Origin of the sequence: Streptomyces sp. NPDC004542, assembly GCF_040610035.1 — a bacterium.
Lineage (GTDB): Bacteria > Actinomycetota > Actinomycetes > Streptomycetales > Streptomycetaceae > Streptomyces.
Genome location: NZ_JBEXLP010000012.1, coordinates 116,085 through 137,348 on the forward strand (window position 1 = coordinate 116,085; position 21,264 = coordinate 137,348).

Genomic DNA, 21,264 nt, shown 5'->3' on the forward strand with positions numbered 1-21,264 from the left:
GCATGGACCACCGCCTCTCCCCCGAGCTGGAGGAACTCCGCCGTACGGTGGAGGAGTTCGCGCACGACGTCGTGGCGCCGAAGATCGGTGACTTCTACGAGCGGCACGAGTTCCCGTACGAGATCGTCCGCGAGATGGGCCGCATGGGCCTGTTCGGGCTGCCGTTCCCGGAGGAGTACGGCGGCATGGGCGGCGACTACCTGGCCCTCGGCATCGCGCTGGAGGAGCTGGCCCGGGTGGACTCGTCGGTGGCCATCACCCTGGAGGCAGGGGTCTCCCTGGGCGCGATGCCGGTCCACCTGTTCGGCACCGAGGAGCAGAAGCGCGCGTGGCTGCCCCGGCTGTGCTCGGGCGAGATCCTGGGCGCGTTCGGGCTCACCGAACCGGACGGCGGCAGCGACGCCGGGGCGACGCGTACGACGGCCCGCCTGGACGCCGACGCCGACGAATGGGTGATCAACGGCTCGAAGTGCTTCATCACCAACTCGGGCACGGACATCACGGGACTGGTCACGGTCACGGCGGTGACGGGCCGCAAGCCGGACGGCAGGCCGCGGATCTCCTCGATCATCGTCCCGTCCGGCACCCCGGGCTTCACGGTGGCCGCCCCCTACTCGAAGGTCGGCTGGAACGCCTCCGACACCCGTGAGCTGTCCTTCACCGACGTCCGCGTGCCCGCCGCGAACCTGCTCGGCGAGGAGGGCCGCGGCTACGCCCAGTTCCTGCGGATCCTCGACGAGGGCCGCATCGCCATCGCCGCCCTCGCGACCGGTCTGGCCCAGGGCTGTGTGGACGAGTCGGTGAAGTACGCGAAGGAGCGCCACGCCTTCGGCCGTCCGATCGGCGCCAACCAGGCCATCCAGTTCCGGATCGCCGACATGGAGATGAAGGCCCACACGGCCCGCCTGGCCTGGCGCGACGCGGCGAGCCGGCTGCTCGCGGGCGAGCCGTTCAAGAAGGAGGCGGCGCTGGCCAAGCTGTACTCGTCCACGATCGCCGTGGACAACGCCCGTGACGCCACCCAGATCCACGGCGGCTACGGCTTCATGAACGAGTACCCGGTCGCCCGTATGTGGCGCGACTCCAAGATCCTGGAGATCGGCGAGGGCACGAGCGAGGTCCAGCGGATGCTGATCGCGAGGGAGTTGGGGCTCACGGGCTGACCCGCACCGGTTCGGCCCTGGAGGCCGGCCGCGGCGCGGGAGCGGGGTGCCCCCGCCTACTGGACATCAGATGAGGTTAGGCTAACCTACCTTAGAACCTGTCCGGCGGGCGCCCCGCCCCGTTCGAAAGCAGTCATACCCATGCCCAACGCCCGTGCCACCCAGCTCACTCGTCGCGGCATCCTCGCCGCGGGCGGCGCCCTCGGCCTCGGGGCCGCGCTCGCGGCCTGCGGGGACGACGACGGGAAAAACGGCGGCTCGGGCAGCGGGACGGCGCAGGGCGCGTCCGGCCCCTGGTCCTTCAAGGACGACCGCGGCACCACCGCTAAGGCCGAAAAGGTCCCGGCGGACATCGTCGCCTTCGTCGGCGTGGCCGCAGCGCTGTACGACTACGGCATCCAGGCCAAGGGCGTCTTCGGCCCGACGACGACCAAGGACGGCAAGGCCGACGTGCAGGCCGGGGACATGGACGTCAGCAAGGTGACGGTGCTCGGCAACGAGTGGGGCCAGTTCAACATCGAGAAGTACGCGGCCCTCGCCCCCGACGTCCTGATCTCCACGATGTTCGACGACGCGGGCACCCTCTGGTACGTCCCCGACGAGTCGAAGAAGAAGATCCTGGCCGTCGGCGCGCCGAGCGTCGGCATCTCCGTCTACGACCGTCAGCTGACCGAGCCGCTCCAGCGCATGCTGGCCCTCGCCAAGTCCCTCGGCGCGGACACCTCCTCGAGCAAGGTCACCGAGGCCAAGAAGCGCTTCGAGGACGCGGCCGCCCGGCTGCGCGCCGCCGCCAGGGCCAAGCCCGGCATCAAGGTGATGGCCGGCTCCGCCAGCCAGGACCTGTTCTACGTCTCCGGCTCCGACCTCTCGGTCGACCTGGAGTACTTCAAGGCCCTCGGCGTGAACTTCGTCGAGCCCCCGGAGCAGGCCAAGGCCAAGGGCGGCGGCTGGTACGAGTCGCTGAGCTGGGAGAACGTCGACAAGTACGACGCGGACATCATCATGATGGACAACCGCACCTCGGCGATCCAGCCCGCCGACATCACCGAGGGGACGTGGAAGAAGCTGCCGGCGGTCAAGGCCGGACAGGTCATCGCACGCAACCCCGAGCCGATCCTGTCGTACGACAAGTGCGCGCCGCTGCTCGAGGAACTGGCCGAGGCCATCGAGAAGGCGAAGAAGGTCAGCTGACCGCCCGTATCCCTTCCTGACCGTCAGGAGCCCCCATGACGACGGCCGTGGCCGCCCCGTTCCGTTTCTTCTCCCTCCAGGTCGTACGGACGAGGCGGCTCGGCCCGTCCCTGGTCCGTGTCACCTTCGGCGGGCCCGACCTGCACGCCTTCCACTCGCACGGGCGGGACCAGTCGCTGTCCCTGTTCCTGCCGCACCCGGGTCAGCCCGAGCCCGTCGTGCCCCTCGAGCTGGGCGACGGCTGGTGGCAGGGCTGGCGCGAACTCCCGGACGACGTGCGGGCGGTGATGCGCTCGTACACCCTCCGGGCCCTGCGCCGCGACCCCGACGAGATCGACATCGACTTCGCCCTGCACAGTCCGTCGGGCCCCGCCTCCCGCTGGGCCGCCCGCGCCGCAGCGGGTGACCGCGTCCTCCTCCTCGGCCCGGCCGTCGCCGACAACCGCGCGATCCGCTTCCGCCCGCCCGAGGGCACCGACCTCGTCGTCGTCTGGGGCGACGAGAGCGCCGTGCCCGCCGCCTGCGCCGTCCTGGAGTCCCTGCCGGCCGGCACCCGGGCGCGCGCCTGGCTGGAGGTGGGGCACGCCGGTGACATCCAGGACGTCGTGACCCAGGCGGATGCCGAGGTGACCTGGCTCGTGCGCGGCCAGGGCGGCGGCGAGGGCTCCCCCCTGGCCCTCGGCGCCCTGCGCGAGGCCCGTCTCCCGTCCGCCGAACGCCCTTACGCCTGGATCGCGGGTGAGTCCGGGTGCGTCAGGGCGCTGCGCCGGCACCTCGTCGGCGAGCGCGGCATCGACCGCCGGTGCGTCACCTTCGTCGGCTACTGGCGGCGGGGGATGACCGAGGAGCAGCTCAGGACGGCGGAGTAACCCCACCCGAAGTGACGCCGGTCACGGCAGAGGCAGGTTTCGGCACGATCAACTTAGGTTAGGCTACCCTAAGTTGATCGCGCCGATCCCTCGATCCCCGATCCTCACCGCACGGACCGTCCCCTCGGAGGACCCCCACATGCGCTCGCACCTGCTCAATCACCTCACCGCGGAGCACTACCGCCGTTCCGTGACCGAAGGAGTCGAGCGGGTGGCGGCCAAACTCGCCACCACCGAAAGCCCGTTCACCGGCGTCACGGCCGACGCCCTCGCGCCCCGCATCGACGGGATCGACCTCGACCGGCCGCTGCACGACACCGCCGCGGTGCTGGACGAACTGGAGGAGGTCTACCTGAGGGACGCGGTCTACTTCCACCACCCCCGCTACCTCGCCCACCTCAACTGCCCGGTGGTCATCCCCGCGGTGCTCGGCGAGGCCGTGCTCTGCGCCGTCAACTCCTCCCTGGACACCTGGGACCAGTCGGCCGGCGCCACCCTGATCGAGCGCCGACTCATCGACTGGACGGCCACGCGCATCGGCCTCGGCCCGTCCGCCGACGGCGTGTTCACCTCCGGCGGCACCCAGTCCAACCTCCAGGCGCTGCTGCTGGCCCGGGAGGAGGCCAAGAGCGACTCCACGTCCGGACTGCGGATCCTCGCCTCCGAGGCCGGCCACTTCAGCGTGCAGAAGTCCGCCCGCCTCCTCGGCCTGGGCCCGGACTCCGTGGTCCGCATCCCCGTCGACCACGACAGGCGCATGCAGACCGTGGCACTCGCCCGCGAACTGGAGCGCTGCGCACGGGAAGGCCTCACCCCCATGGCCGTCGTGGCCACGGCCGGCACCACCGACTTCGGCTCCATCGACCCGCTGCCCGAGATCGCCGAGCTCTGCGCCCAGTACGGGGTGTGGATGCACGTGGACGCCGCCTACGGCTGCGGACTGCTGGCCTCGCGCCGGCGGCGCGGCCTCCTCGACGGCATCGAGCGCGCCGACTCGGTCACCGTCGACTACCACAAGTCCTTCTTCCAGCCGGTGAGTTCGTCGGCCGTGCTGGTGCGGGACGCCGCCACCCTGCGGCACGCCACCTACCACGCCGAGTACCTCAACCCGCGCCGTATGGTGCGCGAACGCATCCCCAACCAGGTCGACAAGTCCCTGCAGACCACCCGCCGCTTCGACGCCCTCAAACTGTGGATGACCCTGCGCACCATGGGCGCCGACGGCATCGGGGAACTCTTCGACGAGGTGTGCGACCTGGCCCACGAGGGCTGGGAGCTGCTCACCGCCGACCCCCGCTTCGAGGTCGTCGTCGAGCCGACGCTGTCCACGCTGGTCTTCCGCTACGTCCCGGCCGCCGTCACCGACCCGGCCGAGACCGACCGCGCCAACCTCCACGCCCGCAAGGCCCTGTTCGCCTCCGGTGACGCCGTCGTCGCGGGCACCAAGGTGGGCGGCCGCCACTACCTGAAGTTCACCCTGCTCAACCCCGAGACGACGGCGGCCGACATCACCGCCGTCCTGGACCTGATCGCCGGCCACGCCGAGCAGTACCTGGGAGAGTCCCTTGACCGCGCGTCCTGAAGCCCCGACCGCCCCGTACGACTTCGTCGGGATCGGGCTCGGCCCCTTCAACCTCGGGCTCGCCTGCCTCACCGAGCCGATCGGCGAACTGAGCGGTGTCTTCCTGGAGTCCAAGCCCGACTTCGAGTGGCACGCGGGCATGTTCCTCGACGGCGCCCACCTGCAGACCCCGTTCATGTCGGACCTGGTCACCCTGGCCGACCCCACCTCCCCGTACTCCTTCCTCAACTACCTGAAGGAGAAGGGCAGACTGTACTCGTTCTACATCCGCGAGAACTTCTACCCGCTGCGGGTCGAGTACGACGACTACTGCCGCTGGGCCGCGGGCAAACTGAGCAGCGTCCGGTTCGGCACGACGGTCACCGAGGTGACGTACGAGGACGAGGTGTACGCCGTACGCACCGCGGCCGGCGAGGTGTACCGCGCCCGCCACCTGGTCCTCGGCACCGGCACCCCGCCGTACCTCCCCGAGGCCTGCCAGGGGCTCGGCGGCGACTTCATCCACAACTCCCGCTATGTGCGGCACCGTCCGGAGCTGGTGAAGAAGGATTCGATCACCCTCGTCGGCTCCGGGCAGTCCGCCGCCGAGATCTACTACGACCTCCTCGGTGAGATCGACGTCCACGGCTACCGGTTGAACTGGGTCACCCGCTCGCCGCGCTTCTTCCCGCTGGAATACACCAAGCTCACGCTGGAGATGACCTCGCCGGAGTACGTCGACTACTACCGCGGGCTGCCGGAGGCCACCCGCTACCGGCTCACCGCCCAGCAGAAGGGTCTGTTCAAGGGCATCGACGGAGACCTCATCAACGAGATCTTCGACCTGCTCTACCGGAAGAACCTCGGCGGCCCGGTCCCCACCCGGCTGCTGACCAACTCCTCACTGCGCGGCGCGACGTACGAGAACGGCACCTACACCCTGTCCTTCCGCCAGGAGGAGCAGGAGAAGGACTTCGAGATCGAGTCCCAGGGCCTGGTCCTGGCCACCGGCTACAGGTACGCCGAGCCGGACTTCCTGAGCCCGGTCGCGGACCGCCTGGTCCGTGACTCCCACGGCAACTTCGACGTGGCGAGGAACTACGCGATCGACGTGACGGGCAAAGGCGTCTTCCTGCAGAACGCCGGCGTCCACACGCACAGCATCACCAGCCCCGACCTGGGCATGGGCGCGTACCGCAACAGCTGCATCATCCGTGAGCTGCTCGGCACGGAGTACTACCCGGTCGAGAAGACGATCGCCTTCCAGGAGTTCGCAGTATGACCTTCACCTTCCGCCCCCTCGACCCGCCGCGGGACTCCGCGTTGCTGCACCGGTGGGTCACCCACCCGAAGGCCGCGTTCTGGATGATGCAGGACGCGAAGCCCGCGGACGTCGAGCGCGCCTACCTGGAGATCGCCGCGGACGAGCACCACGACGCCCTGCTGGGCCTCGACGAGGACGGCGTGCCGGCGTTCCTGATGGAGAGGTACGACCCCGCCCACCGGGAGCTGGTCGGCCTGTACGAGCCGCGGCCCGGCGACGTCGGCATGCACTTTCTCACCCCCGCGACCGACACCCCCGTGCACGGCTTCACGCGGGCCGTGATCACCGCCGTGCTGGCGCACCTCTTCGAGGACCCGGCGACCGCCCGGGTGGTCGTCGAACCGGACGTCCGCAACAAGGCCGTGCACGCCCTCAACGAAGCCGTCGGGTTCGTGCCCGCACGGGAGATCGACAAGCCGGAGAAGAAGGCGTTGCTGAGCTTCTGCACACGTGAGCAGTTCACCGCCGCGACGGGGGTGGCCGTATGAGCCCCGCCGATGCCGTGGCCCACCTCTCCCCCGAGCGCTGGGAGCAGGCCAACCGCCTCCTGGTGCGCAAGGCGCTCGCCGAGTTCGCGCACGAGCGGCTGATCACGCCGGAGGCGGACGGGGACGCGTACGCCGTCCGCAGCGACGACGGTCTGACCCGCTACCGCTTCACCGCCGTCCGCCGTGCCCTCGACCACTGGCAGGTGGACGCCGGCTCGATCACCCGCCACCGGGACGGCACCGAACTTCCCCTCGCCGCGCTCGACTTCGTCATCGAGCTGAAGCAGTCACTCGGCCTGAGCGACGAGATCCTCCCGGTCTACCTGGAGGAGATCTCCTCCACCCTGTCCTCCACCTGCTACAAGCTCGCCAAGCCGCGGATCCCGGCCGCCGAGCTGGCCGGGAGCGGCTTCCAGGCCATCGAGACCGGTATGACCGAGGGCCACCCCTGCTTCGTCGCCAACAACGGGCGGCTGGGCTTCGGCGTCCACGACTACCTGGCGTACGCCCCCGAGGCGGCTGCCCCCGTCCGGCTGGTGTGGCTGGCGGCGCACCGGTCACGGGCCGCCTTCACGGCCGGGGCGGGCATCGAGTACGAGGCGTTCCTGCGGGACGAGCTGGGCGAGGCCACGCTGAACCGCTTCCGCGCCACGCTCACCGGCCAGGGCCTCGACCCCGCCGACTACCTGTTCATCCCCGTCCACCCCTGGCAGTGGTGGAACAAGCTCACCGTCACCTTCGCCGCCGAGGTCGCCCGCCGGCACCTGGTGTGCCTGGGCGAGGGCGACGACGAGTACCTGGCCCAGCAGTCCGTGCGGACCTTCTTCAACGGCTCGCACCCCGAGAAGCACTATGTGAAGACCGCCCTGTCCGTGCTCAACATGGGCTTCATGCGCGGGCTCTCGGCCGCCTACATGGAGGCGACCCCGGCGATCAACGACTGGCTCGCCCGGCTCGTCGAGAACGACCCGGTGCTGAAGTCGACCGGTCTGTCGGTGATCCGGGAGCGGGCGGCCGTCGGCTACCGGCACCTCGAGTACGAGCAGGCGACCGACCGGTACTCGCCGTACCGCAAGATGCTGGCCGCGCTGTGGCGGGAGAGCCCCGTGCCGTCGCTCGCGGAGGGCGAGTCCCTGGCCACCATGGCCTCGCTGCTGCACGTGGACCACGAGGGCGCGTCCTTCGCGGGTGCCCTGATCGAGCGGTCCGGCCTGGCCCCGGCCGAGTGGCTGCGCCGCTACCTGCGGGCGTACTACACCCCGCTCCTGCACAGCTTCTACGCCTACGACCTGGTGTTCATGCCGCACGGCGAGAACGTGATCCTCGTCCTCGAGGACGGGGTCGTGCGGCGCGCGGTCTACAAGGACATCGCCGAGGAGATCGCGGTCATGGACCCCGACGCGGTGCTGCCGCCCGAGGTGCGGCGGATCCGCGTCGAGGTCCCCGAGGACCAGCGGCTGCTGTCGGTCTTCACGGACGTCTTCGACTGCTTCTTCCGCTTCCTGGCCGCCGTCCTGGCCACCGGGGGAATCCTGGCGGAGGACGACTTCTGGCGCACGGTCGCCGAGGTCACCCGGGAGTACCAGCAGGCGACGCCCGAACTGGCCGACAAGTTCCGGCAGTACGACCTGTTCGCGCCCGAGTTCGCGCTGTCCTGCCTCAACCGGCTCCAGCTGCGCGACAACCGGCAGATGGTGGACCTGGCGGATCCCTCGGGCGCGCTGCAGCTCGTCGGCAGCCTGAGGAACCCGATAGCGGGGTTCTGACCAGGGCACCCGGTGGGTGAGGACCACCCGCGGCACCACCTCCGATCATGGTGGTTGCCCGAAATCGGGCAGGATTCTTGCGAAACCGGCGCCGGTACCTCAGGATCTACCGGGTGCACGACGAACTTGTTGATCATCTGACGCGGTCCACGCCCCTGAGCCGGGGCGAGGCGCTGCGGGTGATCCAGGACGTGCTCGCCTATTTCGACGAGACGACCGAGGACTACGTCCGTCGCCGCCACCGCGAGCTCCAGGCCCAGGGCCTGGTGAACGCGGCGATCTTCGAACGGATCGGGGCGGACCTCAAATACCGTGCGGTGGCCCCGCCCGAGCTCACGCTCAGGCAACTGCGCCGCATCGTCTACGGCTGAACCTGAGCTTGGGGATACCTGTATATGTGCGGAATCGTCGGATACATCGGCAAGCGCGACGTCGCCCCGCTGCTCCTGGAGGGCCTGCAGCGCCTGGAGTACCGCGGGTACGACTCGGCGGGCATCGTCGTCACCTCCCCGAAGGCCACCGGCCTGAAGATGGTCAAGGCCAAGGGCCGCGTCCGTGACCTGGAGGCCAAGGTCCCGGCGCGGTTCAAGGGCACCACCGGCATCGCCCACACCCGCTGGGCCACCCACGGCGCCCCCTCCGACGTGAACGCCCACCCGCACATGTCGGCCGACCACAAGGTCGCCGTCGTGCACAACGGCATCATCGACAACGCCTCCGACCTGCGCCGCAAGCTGGAGGCGGACGGCGTCGAGTTCCTCTCCGAGACCGACACCGAGGTCCTCACCCACCTGATCGCCCGCGCGCAGGCCGAGAAGCTGGAGGACAAGGTCCGCGAGACCCTCCGGGTCGTCGAGGGCACCTACGGCATCGCCGTCCTGCACGCCGACTTCCCCGACCGCATCGTGGTGGCCCGCAACGGCTCCCCGGTCGTCCTCGGCATCGGCGAGAAGGAGATGTTCGTCGCGTCCGACGTGGCCGCGCTGGTCGCCCACACCCGGCAGATAGTGACGCTGGACGACGGCGAGATGGCCACCCTGAAGGCCGACGACTTCCGCACCTACACCACCGAGGGCACCCGCACGACCGCCGAGCCGACCACCGTGGAGTGGGAGGCCGAGTCGTACGACATGGGCGGCCACGACACCTACATGCACAAGGAGATCCACGAGCAGGCCGACGCCGTGGACCGCGTGCTGCGCGGCCGCATCGACGACCGCTTCTCCACCGTGCACCTCGGCGGCCTGAACCTGGACGCCCGCGAGGCACGCCTGATCCGCCGGGTGAAGATCCTCGGCTGCGGCACCTCCTACCACGCGGGCATGATCGGCGCCCAGATGATCGAGGAGCTGGCCCGCATCCCCGCGGACGCCGAGCCCGCCTCCGAGTTCCGCTACCGCAACGCGGTCGTCGACCCCGACACCCTGTACGTCGCCGTCTCGCAGTCCGGTGAGACGTACGACGTGCTGGCCGCCGTGCAGGAGCTGAAGCGCAAGGGCGCGCGGGTGCTGGGCGTGGTCAACGTGGTCGGCTCGGCGATCGCCCGCGAGGCCGACGGCGGCATCTACGTGCACGCCGGACCCGAGGTGTGCGTGGTGTCCACCAAGTGCTTCACCAACACCACCGTCGCCTTCGCCCTCCTCGCCCTGCACCTGGGCCGCACCCGGGACCTCTCCGTGCGCGACGGCAAGCGGATCATCGAGGGCCTGCGCAGGCTGCCCGCGCAGATCTCCGAGATCCTCGAGCAGGAGGACGAGGTCAAGAAGCTGGCCGAGCAGTACGCCGACGCCCGCTCGATGCTCTTCATCGGCCGCGTCCGGGGCTACCCGGTGGCCCGCGAGGCCTCCCTGAAGCTCAAGGAGGTCTCCTACATCCACGCCGAGGCCTACCCCGCCTCCGAGCTCAAGCACGGCCCGCTCGCGCTGATCGAGCCGGCCCTGCCCACGGTCGCGATCGTCCCGGACGACGACCTGCTGGAGAAGAACCGCGCCGCCCTGGAGGAGATCAAGGCCCGCAGCGGCAAGATCCTGGCCGTCGCCCACCAGGAGCAGGAGAAGGCAGACCAGACCATCGTCGTGCCGAAGAACGAGGACGAGCTGGACCCGATCCTGATGGGCATCCCGCTCCAGCTCCTCGCCTACCACACGGCCCTGGCCCTGGGCCGGGACATCGACAAGCCGCGGAACCTGGCCAAGTCGGTGACGGTGGAGTAGGGACGCGCGGGACCCCGCCCTGGGAACGTGAACGACCCCCTGTGTGCCACCTGCACAGGGGGTCGTTCCCTCAGGGGCCGGGGCTGCCCTGCTCCGGCCCGTCGCCGCGTCAGCCGGTGGCCGTCACACCCCGGCCGGCAGCGCGCCTCGGAAGAGTCGTGGGCCAGTGCGCCAGCGCGGCCGTCGCCGCGTACCAGGCCACCGCACCGGAGGCGACGGCGATCCAGCCGCCGGCCTTCGCGAGAGCGGAACTGTCCGCGAAGCTCGCCACGGCGAGCACGAGCATCGCCAGGAACAGCAGCCCGTGCACGGCCTGCCCGAGGGTGTCCCCGCCCGCGAGGGTCAGCGAGAGCGCCACGAGGGCGAACAGGAGCAGGAAGAGCCCCGCGGCGTCGGCCGAGGCCTGGCTCCCGGCCGAGACGGCCCAGGTGAACCACAGCGCGCCGAGCGCCGAGAACGCCGTACCGGTGGCCGTGTCGCCGTCCCGGAAGGCGAGGAGTCCGGCGACGAAGAGCGCAACGCCGCCCACGTAGTGGGCGAGTGACACGGCGTCGGACGCCGCCAAACCGTCGATCACCCGGGTGGTACCGAGCCCGAACGCCAACAGGGTGACGCCCAGGGCGAGTCGGCCGGCCACGATGGTGCTTCCGCTTCCCGCGGAGACGTCTTCGTCCACGGCGGGCTCCCTTCATGCAGGTGCGGCTGTGCGGTGACCGGTATATGCCCTTCACAAGGGCACGAACACCTCTACGCGCGAGTAGATTCACGCTGCACAGAAGGGAGTTGGGAGGGGCTGGAGAGGCCTACGGGATGACCACCACGGGCCGCTTCGCCCGCTTGGCGAGCCGTCCCGCGACGGAGCCGAAGATCCGCCCGACGATCCCGTGCGTGGAGCCCACCACGATCGCGTCGGCCTCGTACTCCCGGCCCACCTCTTCGAGCTCGTGGCAGATGTCGCCGCCGCGCTCGACCAGGATCCAGGGCACCTCGGCCAGGTAGTCCGCGCAGGCCAGCTCGAGACCCAGCACCTCGGTGCGGTGATCGGGCATGTCGACGAAGACGGGCGGTTCGCACCCCGCCCACACGGTGGTGGGCAGCCGGTTCGCGACATGGACGATGATCAGGCCCGAGCGGGACCGGTGGGCCATGCCGATCGCGTAGGCGAGGGCGCGCTCACTGGACGTGGAGCCGTCGAAACCGACGACGACTCCGTGCTTGAAGGCGGGGTCGCAGGAAGGACGCGCCTCTTCCGCCGCCAGGGGCTCGGCCGCCGTGGGATCGGCGACCGGCCGCTTGCGGTCCGCGGGTTCGAAGAATTCGTGACCGGCCATGGCTGTCTCGGCGTTGTGATCCTTTTTGGGTGGCGACAGTGTGCGGCGGAGCTGTGTCCGGGAAACATCTTCCCCACCCCATACCCCCAAGGGTACGGCGGCAAGCTTCCTCAGCCCAGTTCCCGCACGGACTCCGTAAGGCGTCCCAGGAGACCGCAGGGGTTCACCGGAGCATGCACGAGCGACGCCCGTAACGCAATGGTTGCTGCCCCGTACAGTCGGTTCGCGCAGGATTCCCTGAGCCGGGCCCCCATCCGGTCGGCACCCGCAGTGACCGAGTGATCGAACAGGCGTTGAACCCCCGTGAGCCACCGCCGCGAGGAGCACGACCGAGTACGACCCCGTTCGACCAGGGAGCACGAGATGCCCGGACCACGCCCCACCCGTGAGCGCCGCTCCACCCAGGACACCGCCGGTGACGTGGTGCGCTGGGCGGCGTTCAGCTGCGTTCTCGTGCCCGTGGTACTCCTCTGGTACGGCACCTCGCTGGCCGGCGCCGCCGGCACCGCCCTGGGCCTGGCCGCCGTCACCGGCGCGTGCCGGATCCTGCTGCGCCGCTCGGAGCGCGGGGCGGACCGCCGGACGTCCCGGGGAGGCGGACGTCACACCAAGGGCGGCACACCGGTCGACTGACCGGTTTCCGCGCACGGGGCCGTAGCTTTTCAGCCAACTTCTGGACACCCCGCAGGACCAGCCCCGGACACCCCCCAACCCCCGTTCCACCTGCACGGAAAGGGTCCCGGAGGCGCTGCGCACCCTACGCGGATTGGCCACTACGACGAGGCGCACTTCCCTACGCGGCCCGCGAGTGCAACGCTTCGTGATCGAATGCTTCACGCCAAGTTGTCATGTCGACAATGCGCCGAGGGGCGATCTGGTCACCGCGGTGGCGTGGGACGCAGTAGATTCGATCTTGACTGTCTTACGGCGGGGGACTCGTGCAGGACCGAGGGGAAACGTGCAGGAGCGACACAACCGAGGAGCCGCGACCACCGAGGGGGGCTTAGCAGGATGAGCCACGACTCCACTGCCGCGCCGGAAGCCGCGGCCCGGAAGCTGTCCGGGCGACGTCGCAAGGAGATCGTCGCCGTACTGCTGTTCAGCGGCGGGCCCATCTTCGAGAGTTCCATACCACTGTCGGTGTTCGGTATCGACCGCCAGGACGCCGGCGTGCCGCGCTACCGACTGCTGGTGTGCGGCGGCGAGGAAGGCCCACTGCGGACCACAGGGGGCCTGGAACTCACCGCACCACATGGCTTGGAAGCCATCTCGCGCGCGGGCACGGTCGTCGTGCCGGCCTGGCGCTCGATCACGTCACCACCACCCGAGGAAGCGCTCGACGCACTGCGCCGCGCGCACGAGGAAGGCGCGCGCATCGTGGGCCTGTGCACCGGCGCGTTCGTGCTGGCGGCGGCGGGCCTGCTGGACGGCCGCCCGGCCACCACGCACTGGATGTACGCGCCGACGCTGGCGAAGCGCTATCCGTCCGTGCACGTCGACCCGCGCGAACTGTTCGTCGACGACGGCGACGTCCTGACGTCGGCGGGTACGGCGGCCGGAATCGACCTGTGCCTGCACATCGTGCGGACGGACCACGGCAACGAGGCGGCGGGCGCGCTGGCCCGGCGCCTGGTGGTGCCGCCGCGCCGGTCGGGCGGCCAGGAGCGCTACCTCGACCGTTCTTTACCCGAGGAGATCGGCGCCGACCCGCTCGCGGAGGTCGTCGCCTGGGCGCTGGAGCACCTCCACGAGCAGTTCGACGTGGAGACGCTGGCGGCGAGGGCGTACATGAGCCGGCGCACCTTCGACCGCCGCTTCCGGTCGCTGACCGGCAGCGCGCCGCTCCAGTGGCTGATCACCCAGCGCGTGCTGCAGGCGCAGCGGCTGCTGGAGACGTCGGACTACTCCGTGGACGAGGTCGCGGGCCGCTGCGGGTTCCGGTCGCCCGTGGCCCTGCGCGGGCACTTCCGGCGCCAGCTGGGCTCCTCGCCGGCCGCCTACCGGGCCGCGTACCGCGCCCGTCGCCCCCAGGGTGACAAGCCCGCCGACACCGAGCCCGCCATGTCCGCGCCGGCCGGCCCGGTGGGCCCGGTACCCGTCCTCCACCCCGAGGCCGGAGTCCCGATCCAGGCCCGCCGCAGCCTGTCGGTCAGCGTGCCGGGGCCGCGCAGCGGCGTGTGACAGGAAGGGCCCGGGGTATCCACCCCGGGCCCCTTCGCCCAGGGCCCCCACCCGTGACGGCCACGCCCCTGGGGCCCCGCCCCAGACCCCGGCGGGGACTGCGTCCCCCGCGCCCTGCGCTTGCTCGTGCGCTCTCCAGGGGCCCGTACACCGGCGCTCCCCTCCCCTCCCCTCCCAGCCCCGGCCGGCATCATTCAGCCCGTCCGGCGTTTGAGGACGAGGCCCGTTCAGGGCCGACGCGGGGGTCCGGGGGCGGCAGCCCCCAGCGGACGGGGCACGATCACCCCACGCACGCCCGACCCGCGGAGCGGCAACGCACCGTAAGGTTAGACACATGAACGACCGCATGGTGTGGATCGACTGCGAGATGACCGGCCTCTCGCTGTCCGACGACGCGCTCATCGAGGTTGCCGCCCTCGTCACCGACTCCGAGCTGAACGTACTCGGCGAGGGAGTCGACATCGTCATCCGTCCGCCGGACCAGGCGCTGGAGACGATGCCGGAGGTGGTGCGTCGGATGCACACCGCGTCCGGGCTGCTCGCGGAGCTTCCCGGCGGGACCACCCTCGCGGACGCCGAGGAGCAGGTGCTGGCCTATGTGCGGGAGCACGTGAAGGAGCCCGGCAAGGCCCCCCTGTGCGGGAACTCCGTCGGCACCGACCGCGGCTTCCTGCTCCGGGACATGCCGACCCTGGAGGACTACCTCCACTACCGCATCGTCGACGTGTCGAGCATCAAGGAGCTCGCCCGCCGCTGGTATCCGCGCGCCTACTTCAACAGCCCGGAGAAGAACGGCAACCACCGCGCCCTCGCCGACATCCGCGAGTCGATCGCCGAGCTGCGCTACTACCGCGAGGCCGTCTTCGTGCCGCAGCCCGGCCCGGACTCCGACACGGCGAAGGCGATCGCCGCGAAGCACGTACTGCCCGCCCAGTAGGCGACCGGCCGGCGGCACGCGGGGGACCGCGCGAAACCCTGGCGCGAGCACCCCTTCGGACCCTGTACACTTTTTCTCGGCCGGTCGGGGAGAACGCTTCTCGAGAAGCCGGTCATGGTGGGTGTAGCTCAGCTGGTAGAGCACCTGGTTGTGGTCCAGGATGCCGCGGGTTCGAGTCCCGTCACTCACCCGACGAGATAGGCCCGTGACCTGCGGAAACGCAGGTCACGGGCCTATCTGTCGTTTGGCCGTGGCCGAGCCGGAGGGATTATCGCTCACAGTGTGCGCCCCGTCGCACGCTGTGCAGTTCTCGTGGATCGGTCCGCCGCTGGGCGACGGGTCCTGATCAGAGCCATGGGTCTGTCCGTCAACAGGTGACCGCGCCAGGCGATGCTCGTCTGTGCCCCCGTCAGTTCGGGTCCGTGCGCGTCCGCGCACAGTTGAGAAGTGCCGCCGTGACGCGCCGGCGCCCGAACGCGAGGAACTCCCCGCACACAGGCCCGTCGGCTCGTCGCAGGCCGTTAGCCTGTCGGTATGCCAGCGCGTGTCACGCCCGGTCGCACGGACGGTCTGATCACCTTGGGCACCGCGGACGCTCTGTGGGTCGATCTGACGGCCGACAGTGCTGTGCCGACGGGTCCCGGGGCATTCACCTGTTCTCCTGCCCGTGCCGGGGTGGGGTACGTCCTGCTCGGCGGCCATGTGGTGGCGACGGTGCGGGCGAGCGGCGGTCGGTGGAGTGTCCCGGAGGCTGAGGTGCGCCGGGCAGCCGCGGAACTGAACGCGGTGGAGGTGGACCGGCAGGACCTGGTCCACATCGGCCCGTTTCGCTGGGCGCCGCGGCAGGAGCACGACGAGGAAGCGCCGCTGCGCTGGCGCCGGCGCATCACCGGGGAACTGCGGGAGCCGGGCTGCCCCGAGCGGGCAGCACGACGTGAGGACGGCCGGCCGCACCACCTGGCGGGGATCGACTGGCGGCAGATACTCGTGGAGCGGACCCGCGACGGGGCGCAGCGCACGTGGTGGCTGCCGCGCGCCGTGGTCAGGCTGCTCGACGCGGCCGAGCACGCCGAAAGGCGGTGGGTGCACGCCGCGCGGACCCGCCGGGCAAGCGCAGCCGCCACCGAGCCGTCCTCCCGCCCCCGGCGGGCCCGGGACGCCGACGGTCGGCGGACGACGAGCCCCGAGGGCCCGCCCGCCTCACCGCGCCCGTACACCAAGGAGCTGGAAGGCCAGCTGTACTCGGTACTCAGCAGGAAGCCCGGTACCCCTCGCAGGGTGGCCGGGTGGGCGTGCGCCGTCTGCCGCACCGCGCCCGCCACCGTGCTCGACCACTGCCACGAACACGGCTACGTCCGCGCCCCCGTCTGCCAGTCCTGCAACACACTGGAACGCCCCGACCACCTGTACCGCAACGACATCCGCGTGGCGAACCGCTACACACGCCTGTTCCACACCGACGCCGACGACTGGCTCCGCCACTGGCACCGCTGCCCCGGCTGCCGCGCACGCACCACCCTTCCCCTGCCGCACCTCGCCGCATGGACCGCCCACACAGCCTGCCGACCGCTGCGCCCGACCCACCGCGCCCCCCGCGGGCGCACACCCTGCGGTGTCCTGCGCGTGTCCTGGACGGGCAGTCAGAACACCCCCCGGTCCTGCCTGCTCACTGTCACCGTGGACTTCTGCCCTTCCGGCGAGCACCGCGTCCTGGCACGCGTCCCCTACCGCGAAGCCGCCGAGCGGTTTCGCGTCTGGCTGGCCGAGACGGCGCCCGCCGTGGCCGCCGCGGCCGGCCCCGACCGCCTGGACGGCCTCCCCGCCCAGCCTCGGCCGGTCATCGCGGACACCAGCGGCGAGGACCTGGAACTGTTCTGACCGGGTGCTGGAGCCGTCGAGGATCTACGGGGCGGCGCAGCGGGAGACGTCGCCGTCGCCCGTTCCCTGAGATGACAGCACCGTTCCAGTCGGCCCCAGGGGGCTCGGACACTGACGCCGACTGGCCGGTGGATGCCGGCCGGCACACCGCGGTGGCCGGATCGGTCCGGCCGGCACACCGTGGTGGCCGGATCGGTCCGGCCGGCACCGGACACCGGTTCAGGCGCGGGTGAGGTCGGACAGGAGCGCGGGCAGGAGGCGTTCCTCCATGACCGCACAGCCCGATTCCTCCATCGCGAGGGCCAGTCCGGGGTCCCAGGGGCTGGCCGCGGGCGGTCCCGCGAGCGGGGTGGACCCGCCTTCGCCGAGGGCCGCCGTGTAGTCGGCGGCGGTCATCCGCCAGGGGCGGGCACCGTGGCGGGCCACGGCGTCCGCGGTGATGCGCAGTCCGGCCCGGTCGAAGTCGGCGCGCCAGTGCAGCCGGGCTCCCGCTCGCACGGCGTCGCCGAGCAGTTTGTGGCAGGCGGCGGACGGGACGCCCTCGGTGCACACGAGGGCGGCACCGGCGTCCTGGAGTTCGCCGGCGGCGGCGCGCAGTACGGCCGGATTCTCGCAGACGTAGATGGTGCGGGCGGCGGGGACGACGGGGTCGGTGGCGAGTTGGTGGAGGGTGAGCCGGAAGGGGATGCCGAAGTCGGCGGCATCGCGCAGCCAGTCGCAGACCACGGTGTCGCCCTCGGCCCCGATGTTGAGGACGAGTACCTGGCTGGCGAGGTCGTCTGCGATGGCCCCGGCGCTCTCCCACAGAGCTCGTCGCCCGGCCCGCTCACGCGGGACGACGTGGCCGTCGCCGGCGCGCTGGGCGAGAGCCCGCAGGACGAGCTGTTCGAGCGGGGCGCCCGGCACGAGGGCCTTGGTGTCTCCGGTGGCCCACTCGGCGAGCACCGGAAGCGGCAGGACAGCGGGGACCCGGTACGGGGAGCCCGTACCGGGTTCCCCGTCACCGAGCAGTCTTTCCACCACGCGTACCGCCGCGTCGAGGAGCGGCGCGTCCCCCCGGCGTACGAGACGGGTGAGAGTGCCGTCGGCGGCAATGCGGTCGAGCCAGGCGGCGAACCATCCCTGCCCGGCGAGCCGACTGGAGTGGGCCGACCTCAGGGCCTGCTCCCGGCGGGCCTGTTCGTCGGCCCGTTCGGCCGGCCGGTCGCGCAGCGGACCGTGGAGCCGGCCGAGGGTCTGGAGGAGACCGGTGCCATAACGGTCGTACAGATACCCGTCCAGGTCATGCAGGGGTACGGCAAGGCGCTTGACGGTCTCGGGCCGGTAGCGGCCGGTGATGCCGATGACGGTGCGGCGCTCGGCCTCGCTGGGCCCCGTGAGCCCGATGTCGCCGTCGAGCGCGCCGCCGGTGCGCTCCAGTCTGCGGCGGGCAGCGGCGAGCAGGCGGGTCCATCCCTCGCCCCGCAGCTCGTTGTACCCATGGCTTTCATGCTGCTCAGCCGACAACCGCGGGCTCCTCGGGCGTCGGGACGCGCCGGGTGCCGGGCGAGCCGAGGGCGGTGGTGAGGTCGCCGGTGTCGTCGGCGAGGAGCCGGTCGCCGTCCCAGACGAGCAGCAGCGCGGAGACGGTGTGGTCGACGGCGGTGTGGGCGAGGTCGTAGTGGGCGGCGGCGGACACGGAGGCGTGGGCGGCCCACAGGTCGTAGCCGGTCATGAACAGGTCGAGGTCGAACTGGGCGGCCAACGACATGAGTTCGCCGCGCCCGGTGTCGTCCACGCCGGCGAAGGCCTCGTCGAGGGCGAGCAGGCGCGGGGCGTGCGGGGCGGCGGAGTTGAGCATGGCGTGCGCGGCGGCGAACAGCGGCAGGTGCAGCGACACGGACTGCTCACCGCCCGACAGGCGGCTGTGCCGGGCGCGGGTGAGCCGCTCCTCCGTCTTGTCGGGGCGTACCAGCTGGAACGCGAACTGCCGCCAGCTCCGGTAGTCGAGGACCTCGCCGAGCAGTTCGCGGTAGGGCTGGTCGCGGTGGCGGGCACGGGCGGTCTTGATCTGGGCGGCGAAGTGGGTGCGCACCCGAGCGAGGCCGCCGGGGCCGAGGCGGGCCGCGTCGGCGTCGAGGAGGGCGCAGACGGCGCGCTGCTCGTCGTCGAGGTGATCGGCGAGCAGCCAGCTCACCCCGACCGTGGTCCCCGAGGACATGGTGCGCCGACGCATGTCGGTGTTCATCCGCCTGATCAGGTCGCGGGCGTCGACCGTGCGGTCGTGGATCTGCTGAGCGAGCCGGGTCAGCAGGGCGTCCTCCAGGATGCGCTGCTCGGACTCGGAGAGCAGTTCGGCCTGGTCACGGCGGTGGGAAGCGATCTTCTCGGCGAATGCCGCCACGGGCAGCGGGCCCTCCTCGTCGGCCACACGGACGAGGATGACGCCGTCGGAGCCGTCCCATTCGGGCCGGTAGTCCTGTCCCGCGGCGGCGAGCTGGGCCTGCAGGTCGTCCAACGCCTTGGTGAGACGGGTGACGGACTGCTTGAGGCTGGTCTCGGTGGGGGTGAGGTCGCGGGTGGCGGACAGGATCGACTCGTGCACGGCGACCACGGCCGGCGGGAGTGTCTCTCCGGTCCAGTCGGCCTCCTGGGCGGGCCAGGCGAGGCCGGGCGGGCAGCGCAGGATGTCGAGGAGTTCACGGGCGGCGTACGGGCGCAGCCCGCGGGCGGTGTCCTTCTCCTCCGCCGCGGCGACCGCCCCGGCCTCGGCGGCGGCCGTACGGCGGGCCTCGGCCGCCGCGGTGCCGGCGATGGCGGCGTGCTGGGCCGTACGAGCCGCCTCGGACTCCCCCACCAGGGCGTCGATCCCGTCCTCGGTCTCCTGCACCTGGCGCATCACCTCCTGCGCCTCGGCCCCGACGGCCGTCTGGAGGGCTTCGAGTCCCGCGGCCTCCTCGGTGTGCCGGCGGCGCGCCGCGCGCTCGGTGTCCGCCGCGGCCTCCTCGTCCTCGGCGGCGGCGCCGAGCCGGTCGGCGGCGGCCTCGGCCGCCTCGCGCTGGCGGGCGTGTTCGCGGCGGCGGGCGGCGAGTTCGCGGACCGCCGTCTCGAAGGCGCGGGTGGCGGTCTCGACGGCGTCGACGCGTTCGATCTCGATGGCGTGCTCGGCCGCGGTGCGGCGCAGAGCGCGTTCGGCGACCGAGCAGGCGGCCACCGACTCGTCGTACGAGCCCTGGGCGGCCTCGGCGGCGTCCCGGGTGGCGCGCAGCCGCGCCGCGGCCCGGTCGAGTTCGCGCAGCGCCTGCGTGATGCCGGTGGTGCGGGGCAGGGCGGCGCGGGCGGCGGCGTACGCCTCCAGGGCGGCGTCCGTACGGGCCCCGAGGCGCGCCAACGCGTCGAGCTGGGCGGAGAGCTCGGCCAGCAGCGCCTCGCAGGCGGCGATCCGGGCGGCGCGCCGGCGGGCGCGGGCGGGCGCGCCGACGTACTCGGCGTGCTCCTTGGTGTGGGCGCCGACCAGGACACCGGCCGCGTACCGGCCGTCGGGGCCGATGTGCGGGATGCCGGTGTCGAGGTCGCCGGCGACGGCGACGGAGCGCAGCACGGCGGTGATCCGGGCGGCGGTCGGGATCGCGATGCCGACCCCAGGGCTCTCGGGGCTCTGGGGGCTCTCGGGGCTCTGGGGGCGCAGCAGATCGGCGAGGCTCGGTCCGTTCACCGGCGCGCCGGCCTGCAGGTGGCCTTCGCTGCGCCCGGCCGCCACGGGGGTGTCCTCTGCGGTGACGAGTGCGTCGAGGAGGCCCGACGCCTCCAGGGCCGCTTCCAGGCCGGCTCGTTGACGTTCCGTCAGATGCTCTTCGAAGTCGACGAGTTGCCACAACGGGACGCCGCCCCCAGCCGCCCGGTCGGCGCCACGGCCACGGGCCGGGGGCGGGGCGTCGTCGTGTTCGGCGGCGATCCGGTCGCGTTCGGCCTCCGTCTCGGCGCGGCGGCGCTCGACGTCGGTACGCCGGGCGCGCAGGGAGGCGAGGGTGTCGCGCAGTTCCTGCACGGCGGGGGCGGTGGCCTCGGTGAAGGCGTCGGCGAGCGTGACCGCCTCGGCCTCGCCGGTGCGTTCGAGGGCTCCGGCGAGTCGGCCGGACCCCTCCTCGGTCAGCAACGCGCCGTGCGCCTGCGTCCACTGGCCGAGTGCCGTACGGGCCTGCTCGCGGGCGGATTCGAGGGCCGACTCGGCGGCGGTCTCCGCGCTCTCCGCCGCGGTGACGGCCTCCTGCGCGCGGTCGAGGGATACCCGGGCGAGGTCCGAGCTGGAATGGGAGAGTCCGGAGCCCGGCAACTACGTCGTGCGGCTCCCCGGCACCCGCAAGCTGTCGACCACCGTCTCCC

General features: G+C 71.7%; 17 protein-coding genes, 1 tRNA gene and 1 pseudogene. 15 read left to right on the plus strand and 4 right to left on the minus strand.

Features of this window, described 5'->3' with window-relative positions:
* The first annotated feature begins 2 nt into the window (after positions 1-2).
* The 9 genes from ABZX30_RS10295 to glmS all read left to right on the plus strand — a co-directional run bounded on the left by ABZX30_RS10295 (position 3) and on the right by glmS (position 10,575).
* Positions 3-1,163 carry an acyl-CoA dehydrogenase family protein gene (locus ABZX30_RS10295; protein ID WP_355931269.1) on the plus strand — a complete coding sequence of 387 codons (1,161 nt, stop codon included), beginning with the start codon at positions 3-5 and terminating at the stop codon, positions 1,161-1,163.
* A gap of 141 nt (positions 1,164-1,304) precedes the next feature.
* Complete coding sequence (locus ABZX30_RS10300; RefSeq protein WP_355931271.1) at positions 1,305-2,354, plus strand: ABC transporter substrate-binding protein; 1,050 nt, start codon at positions 1,305-1,307, stop codon at positions 2,352-2,354.
* A 35-nt stretch (positions 2,355-2,389) separates the two neighbouring features.
* Complete coding sequence (locus ABZX30_RS10305) at positions 2,390-3,223, plus strand: siderophore-interacting protein (RefSeq protein ID WP_355931274.1); 834 nt, start codon at positions 2,390-2,392, stop codon at positions 3,221-3,223.
* A gap of 139 nt (positions 3,224-3,362) precedes the next feature.
* Positions 3,363-4,805: a lysine decarboxylase DesA gene (desA, locus tag ABZX30_RS10310; protein ID WP_355931276.1), complete on the plus strand. Its 1,443-nt coding sequence runs from the start codon at positions 3,363-3,365 to the stop codon at positions 4,803-4,805.
* Positions 4,789-6,066, plus strand: a complete 1,278-nt coding sequence (locus ABZX30_RS10315; protein WP_355931279.1) for a lysine N(6)-hydroxylase/L-ornithine N(5)-oxygenase family protein — start codon at positions 4,789-4,791, stop codon at positions 6,064-6,066. Before desA ends, ABZX30_RS10315 begins: the two co-directional genes overlap by 17 nt.
* Positions 6,063-6,596 carry a GNAT family N-acetyltransferase gene (locus ABZX30_RS10320; RefSeq protein ID WP_355931282.1) on the plus strand — a complete coding sequence of 178 codons (534 nt, stop codon included), beginning with the start codon at positions 6,063-6,065 and terminating at the stop codon, positions 6,594-6,596. The genes ABZX30_RS10315 and ABZX30_RS10320 overlap by 4 nt, the downstream gene beginning before the upstream one ends.
* A complete protein-coding gene (locus ABZX30_RS10325) occupies positions 6,593-8,362 on the plus strand; it encodes an IucA/IucC family siderophore biosynthesis protein (protein ID WP_355931285.1) in 1,770 nt (589 codons plus the stop codon). The genes ABZX30_RS10320 and ABZX30_RS10325 overlap by 4 nt, the downstream gene beginning before the upstream one ends.
* A gap of 113 nt (positions 8,363-8,475) precedes the next feature.
* On the plus strand, positions 8,476-8,733 hold the full coding sequence (locus ABZX30_RS10330) for a hypothetical protein (RefSeq protein ID WP_355931321.1): 258 nt from the start codon (positions 8,476-8,478) through the stop codon (positions 8,731-8,733).
* Positions 8,734-8,757: 24 nt separating this feature from the next.
* Positions 8,758-10,575 carry a glutamine--fructose-6-phosphate transaminase (isomerizing) gene (glmS, locus tag ABZX30_RS10335; protein ID WP_355931288.1) on the plus strand — a complete coding sequence of 606 codons (1,818 nt, stop codon included), beginning with the start codon at positions 8,758-8,760 and terminating at the stop codon, positions 10,573-10,575.
* 109 nt (positions 10,576-10,684) lie between these two features.
* Here the strand turns inward: glmS and ABZX30_RS10340 are convergent, their stop codons facing one another.
* Together ABZX30_RS10340 and ABZX30_RS10345 are read right to left on the minus strand one after the other, a co-directional pair.
* On the minus strand, positions 10,685-11,251 hold the full coding sequence (locus ABZX30_RS10340) for a GPR1/FUN34/YaaH family transporter (RefSeq protein ID WP_355931289.1): 567 nt from the start codon (positions 11,249-11,251) through the stop codon (positions 10,685-10,687).
* Positions 11,252-11,378: 127 nt separating this feature from the next.
* Positions 11,379-11,906 carry a universal stress protein gene (locus ABZX30_RS10345; RefSeq protein ID WP_355931291.1) on the minus strand — a complete coding sequence of 176 codons (528 nt, stop codon included), beginning with the start codon at positions 11,904-11,906 and terminating at the stop codon, positions 11,379-11,381.
* Positions 11,907-12,269: 363 nt separating this feature from the next.
* Between ABZX30_RS10345 and ABZX30_RS10350 the strand changes: the two genes are divergently transcribed.
* The 5 genes from ABZX30_RS10350 to ABZX30_RS10370 all read left to right on the plus strand — a co-directional run bounded on the left by ABZX30_RS10350 (position 12,270) and on the right by ABZX30_RS10370 (position 16,902).
* Entirely contained in the window at positions 12,270-12,539 is a 270-nt protein-coding gene (locus tag ABZX30_RS10350; RefSeq protein ID WP_355931293.1) for a hypothetical protein, read from the plus strand.
* 378 nt (positions 12,540-12,917) lie between these two features.
* Complete coding sequence (locus ABZX30_RS10355) at positions 12,918-14,087, plus strand: helix-turn-helix domain-containing protein (protein ID WP_355931295.1); 1,170 nt, start codon at positions 12,918-12,920, stop codon at positions 14,085-14,087.
* A 334-nt stretch (positions 14,088-14,421) separates the two neighbouring features.
* Positions 14,422-15,024, plus strand: a complete 603-nt coding sequence (orn, locus tag ABZX30_RS10360) for an oligoribonuclease (RefSeq protein WP_132851455.1) — start codon at positions 14,422-14,424, stop codon at positions 15,022-15,024.
* Positions 15,025-15,141: 117 nt separating this feature from the next.
* Positions 15,142-15,214 (plus strand) — tRNA-His (locus tag ABZX30_RS10365).
* A gap of 344 nt (positions 15,215-15,558) precedes the next feature.
* A complete protein-coding gene (locus ABZX30_RS10370) occupies positions 15,559-16,902 on the plus strand; it encodes an endonuclease domain-containing protein (protein ID WP_355931298.1) in 1,344 nt (447 codons plus the stop codon).
* 219 nt (positions 16,903-17,121) lie between these two features.
* Here the strand turns inward: ABZX30_RS10370 and ABZX30_RS10375 are convergent, their stop codons facing one another.
* Both ABZX30_RS10375 and ABZX30_RS10380 read right to left on the minus strand, forming a co-directional pair.
* Positions 17,122-18,408 carry a TIGR02679 family protein gene (locus ABZX30_RS10375; protein ID WP_355931300.1) on the minus strand — a complete coding sequence of 429 codons (1,287 nt, stop codon included), beginning with the start codon at positions 18,406-18,408 and terminating at the stop codon, positions 17,122-17,124.
* Complete coding sequence (locus ABZX30_RS10380; protein WP_355931303.1) at positions 18,398-21,214, minus strand: SbcC/MukB-like Walker B domain-containing protein; 2,817 nt, start codon at positions 21,212-21,214, stop codon at positions 18,398-18,400. The genes ABZX30_RS10375 and ABZX30_RS10380 overlap by 11 nt, the downstream gene beginning before the upstream one ends.
* Between ABZX30_RS10380 and ABZX30_RS10385 the strand changes: the two are divergent.
* Positions 21,186-21,264 (plus strand): annotated as a pseudogene (locus ABZX30_RS10385) (YbjN domain-containing protein); the annotation flags it as partial. The gene ABZX30_RS10380 and the pseudogene ABZX30_RS10385 overlap by 29 nt on opposite strands.